This is a genomic window from Stagnihabitans tardus (assembly GCF_009925085.1).
Taxonomy (GTDB): domain Bacteria; phylum Pseudomonadota; class Alphaproteobacteria; order Rhodobacterales; family Rhodobacteraceae; genus Stagnihabitans; species Stagnihabitans tardus.
Map to the genome: position 1 here is coordinate 1 of NZ_JAABNR010000056.1, position 3,949 is coordinate 3,949.

At 64.9% G+C, this 3,949-nt stretch carries 5 protein-coding genes and 1 pseudogene; all 6 read right to left on the bottom strand.

Going from position 1 to position 3,949, the window contains the following annotated elements:
• Nucleotides 1-283 (bottom strand): annotated as a pseudogene (locus tag GV832_RS21360) (hypothetical protein); the annotation flags it as partial.
• Between the two features lie 8 nt (nucleotides 284-291).
• Nucleotides 292-498, bottom strand: coding sequence for a hypothetical protein (locus GV832_RS21365; RefSeq protein ID WP_168776888.1), 207 nt, complete (start codon nucleotides 496-498; stop codon nucleotides 292-294).
• Nucleotides 495-2,873, bottom strand: a complete 2,379-nt coding sequence (locus tag GV832_RS21370; protein WP_227754604.1) for a VirB4 family type IV secretion system protein — start codon at nucleotides 2,871-2,873, stop codon at nucleotides 495-497. Before GV832_RS21370 ends, GV832_RS21365 begins: the two co-directional genes overlap by 4 nt.
• Complete coding sequence (locus GV832_RS21375) at nucleotides 2,863-3,138, bottom strand: VirB3 family type IV secretion system protein (RefSeq protein ID WP_028030999.1); 276 nt, start codon at nucleotides 3,136-3,138, stop codon at nucleotides 2,863-2,865. Before GV832_RS21375 ends, GV832_RS21370 begins: the two co-directional genes overlap by 11 nt.
• A 66-nt stretch (nucleotides 3,139-3,204) precedes the next feature.
• On the bottom strand, nucleotides 3,205-3,519 hold the full coding sequence (locus tag GV832_RS21380; protein ID WP_168776890.1) for a TrbC/VirB2 family protein: 315 nt from the start codon (nucleotides 3,517-3,519) through the stop codon (nucleotides 3,205-3,207).
• Nucleotides 3,520-3,524: 5 nt separating this feature from the next.
• Nucleotides 3,525-3,949: lytic transglycosylase domain-containing protein (locus tag GV832_RS21385; protein WP_168776891.1), on the bottom strand; the 425-nt coding region annotated here is incomplete at its 5' end.

Sequence of the window (3,949 nt, forward strand, 5' to 3'; positions counted from 1 at the left end):
GGAAGGTTCCCGTCCCCATCTCGAAGCCGCTGAGGTCGGTCACGCCGGTCGTATCCGCGAGGAAACGCTCATAGGCGGCCAGCTGGTCGTCTTCGATCTCGCTGAGTTCCGTGCGCGTGGCGAGTTTCTCCCCCTGCTTCACCGCATCCTCAGCCTGCTCGACAAGACGCGAGATGAAGTTCGACAGCCGCGAGCCGTCGATGATCGGCACACCTTGGGCCATGAGGCCCATGGGCACCGCGGTGCCGAGGAGAAGGCCGAAAAGGAGAGGGGTGCGACGCATGCGGTGGCTCAGTCCGCGCAAGGCGCGTCGGGGACGTTCATCGTCGAGACGACGACCGTTGTGCCATCGCTTTGCTCCCGCGCCGCGAAATACTTGCCCTCGGCCCGGAACTGACCATGACAGGGGGAGACGGCGCCAGTCTCGACACCGGCGCAGGCGGAGAGGAGGGTGAACCCGAGAAGGGAAAGAGGGATCAGGCGGTTGTGTCGGGTCACGTCATGTCCTTCCAGAAATCGGGGGCATCGCGCCATCCATAGGGCGCGCGGTCTTCGCCGGATCGGCCGCCGCCAAGAACGGCGAGTGCAGGTCCGAGGGCCGCGAGATCCATGTTCACGAAGACCGAGTCACCGGCCGAACGCAGGAGGGCGAGGCGCAGGCCACCTGTCGGCGTGCAGAGGAACTCGGCCTCTTTCTCGTTCAGCCGCAGGATCCGGTAATCTTCGGGGTTGGCGCGCGGGTTCGGGTAGAGAAGCTGCGTCACCACGCTTTCCGCAATGATCTGGCCGACCTTGACCCGAGTCAGGTGTGTCGGTGTCTGGGTCAGCATCATCACCACGGCGTTCTTTTTCCGCATCGTGACGAGCCAGTCGTGCAGGCGCTTTTCGAAGATCGGATCGTCGAGCATCTTCCAGGCCTCATCGATGACGATGAGGGTCGGACGACGATCCTCGATCACCCGTTCGATGCGGCGGAAGAGGTAGGCGAGAAGCGCCGAGCGCTCGGTCCCGAGATCGAGGATCTCCGACATGTCGATGCCGACTACATCCTCGGAAAGGCTGATCTGAGATGTGGCCCCTGGTCCGAAGAGCCAGCCATGCCGCCCCCCCTGCCCCCATTCGCGGACACGCCCCACAAGGTCACCTTCGTCGTCGGTCGAGGCGACGAGGGTGGCCAAGCCATCGAAGGTCCGAAGCCGCGGGTCCGCCGAAACGATCTGACGGACAGCGGCGTTGAGGCTGACGGTTTGGGCGGTCTCGAAGGGGCGCGACCCTGCAAGGATGTCACCCAGCCAATCGGTGAGCCAGGCCGCCCCGCGCTCGTCGGTCTCTGTCTGAAACGGATTGAGGCCGGTCGCTTCGCCGATCCGGATTGCAGAATAGCTGCCACCCAGGGCGCGGACGGCCATCTCGAGGCCCCGGTCCTTGTCGATGACGAGGATACGGGCATGCACCCGACGCGCCTGCGCCATGAGGAAAGCCGTGCCAAGGGTCTTGCCCGACCCCGTGCGGCCCAACACCAGCGTGTGGCCGGCACTGGGCTCGGCACCCCGCTCACCCTTGTCGTGGAAATTGAAGCGATAGAGGCTTGAGGTGACCGTTGGCAGCGCCGTGATGGTCTCGCCCCAGGGCGACTGTACCTTGGAGCGACCTTCCGTCACCCGGTGAAGCGCCGCGAGATGGGTGAAGTTCTGGGCTGACAGAAGTGCCGTGCGCGGGCGGTAGGCCCAGTTACCCGGGGCCTGGGCAAACCACGCCGCGCGGGCGGCGAAGCTCTCACGCACGAGGGTCGCCCCGCAATCCTGTCCGGCGCGCCAGACCTCTGAGGCTGCTTCCTCCAGCTGTTCCGGGCTGTCGGCAGTCACCATGACCGTCAGATGATGCTTGCCGAAGACCTGTCGACCAGAGGCGACGTTGTCCGCGGCCTCATACAGTTCCTGACGCAGAGTCTCGGCGGCATCTTCGGAGGCACGCATCTGGCGCGCCGTGCGCTTGATGCGCTCTTCGATTTCGTTGTTGCGGGCAGGCGTGAAGCTGTTGGTGATGACGATGTCGTAGGGCAGTTCCAGCGCATCCAGCATCCGTGCCCAGGTTCGGGCTGGGTAGGATTTCACGCCGAAGATCGTCCCGAAACACTTTCTGGCGCCGATATCGATCTCCACCCGCTTGCCAGCAAAGGTCATCTGCGTTGACGCTACAGCCTCACTGAGAAACTGGCCGCGCATCGGCAGCACCTTGGCCATCGGCTGACCAAGAAGGACACCCAGGAGACCGAGCCATTCCCCGGAAGAGATAGTCACACGCCGGAAGCCCAGGCCCTGGCAGGCCCCGGCCAGAAGCCCCATCGCTTCATTTAGGCGCTCGATCCGCTGGCCAAGATCGCCGGTGAAGGCCGCCTTGAAGAGCGCGCCGATCAGCGGAGCGCGCTTCAGCGCGGTAGGGCGAAGGATGAGCGAGACCACCAGCACTCGCCGCTTCAGGGTGCGGGCGCGAAGATGTCCCTGCCAGCGGGCATCGACCATGGCCGCGAATGCAGCCCCGGTGCCCTCACCATCGAAGGGCTTCAGATGTGGGGTGTCCGGCAGGGTCAGTTTGGAGACGTGGAACCCGAACCCTTCGCCCAGCTGGCCGATCAGCCGCGCGAGCGAAGTGGTCGCAAGCGAGAGGTCCCCCTCGTCCGTCGTGAAACTGTCCTGCCCCTCGACCACGGCCGAGGCGATCAGGTCTCCCTGCCGGGTCAGGATCAGATTGTCGGCAGGTGCGGAGAGCCAGGGCAAGTGCCGGGCAAGGGTCTCGGCTGCGAGATCCTCAGGTCGCAAGACAGATCGTAGCGCCGGCGTGGCCGGGAAGAGAGACTTGAGGTCAGCTGACATGGCGATCTCCGCCAAAAGCCGACTTGCCTCGGGTGCGCGGGGTCCGGGAAAAGACCACTGCGACTGTCTCGAAGAGGTTCGGGTTGCGGTCCGCCACGAACCACAGGACCGGATAGCCGACGACCCCGATCAGCAGGAACCGCCAGTCGTTGGCGCCCACGAAGGGAATGACCGAGCCCAGCATCAGACTCACGAAGTAGCCGATGGGCAGGCCGAATATCTTCGGCGGCCGGGTGAGGCCGAGGAACAGGGGCGCATCATGCATGGGGAACATCCGAGGGAGCGGCCAAGCCGGGTGTGCAATGCCACCCGGCCTGTTGCCGATCCCGCCTTAGGGGGCCGCAAAGCCGTCGATGATCGTCGCGGCCGAGAAGACGAGGACCACGCCGAAGAAGATGGCAAGGAAGAGGGGCCAGTTCAGGCGGCCGGTGAACATCATGTAGCCCGCAGCCACGACGGCGAGGATGGCGATAAGCCGTCCGATCGGGCCGGTCAGCCCGTCCACCACGACCTGAAGCATGTTCTCCAAGGGGTCGAGATTCTGCGCGAGGGCAGGCTCAGCGAGAATCGCCGCGAAGGGCAGCGCCAGAAAAAGGGTGTGCAAGGCCAGGCGCGGCAAACGCGCGCCGAAAAGATTGCGGAACATGGGGACTACTCCGAACTGAGGGTTGCGTTGGTCAGCCGCAGAACCTTGGCCACATGGCCCTCGGTCTCGGCATAAGGAGGAATGCCGCCATAGTCGCGGACCGCTTCGGGTCCGGCGTTGTAGGCAGCGAGCGCAAGATCGGCAGCGCCGAAGTCCTCAAGCTGTGCCAGGAGATAGCGGGCCGAGCCGTGCAGGTTGTCTTCCGGATCATGGGGATCGACACCGAGGAGATCGGCGGTACCGGGCATCAGCTGACCCAGGCCGATGGCACCGACCGATGAGCGCGCATCCGGATTGAAGGCGGATTCCACTGCGATGTTTGCCCGAAAGAGCGCAAGCCATTCCGTCCCGGAGAGCCCGGCTGCTTTCAGCGCCGGATGGCGGAGATAGTCGTCGCCCACGTCGAGAACGAGATCCTCGATCTCGGCCG

Coding starts and splice junctions, on each gene's coding strand:
- GV832_RS21375 (WP_028030999.1), bottom strand. CDS start 3,138: ATGCATGATGCGCCCCTGTTCCTCGGCCTCACCCGGCCGCCGAAGATA.
- GV832_RS21380 (WP_168776890.1), bottom strand. CDS start 3,519: ATGTTCCGCAATCTTTTCGGCGCGCGTTTGCCGCGCCTGGCCTTGCAC.
- GV832_RS21370 (WP_227754604.1), bottom strand. CDS start 2,873: ATGTCAGCTGACCTCAAGTCTCTCTTCCCGGCCACGCCGGCGCTACGA.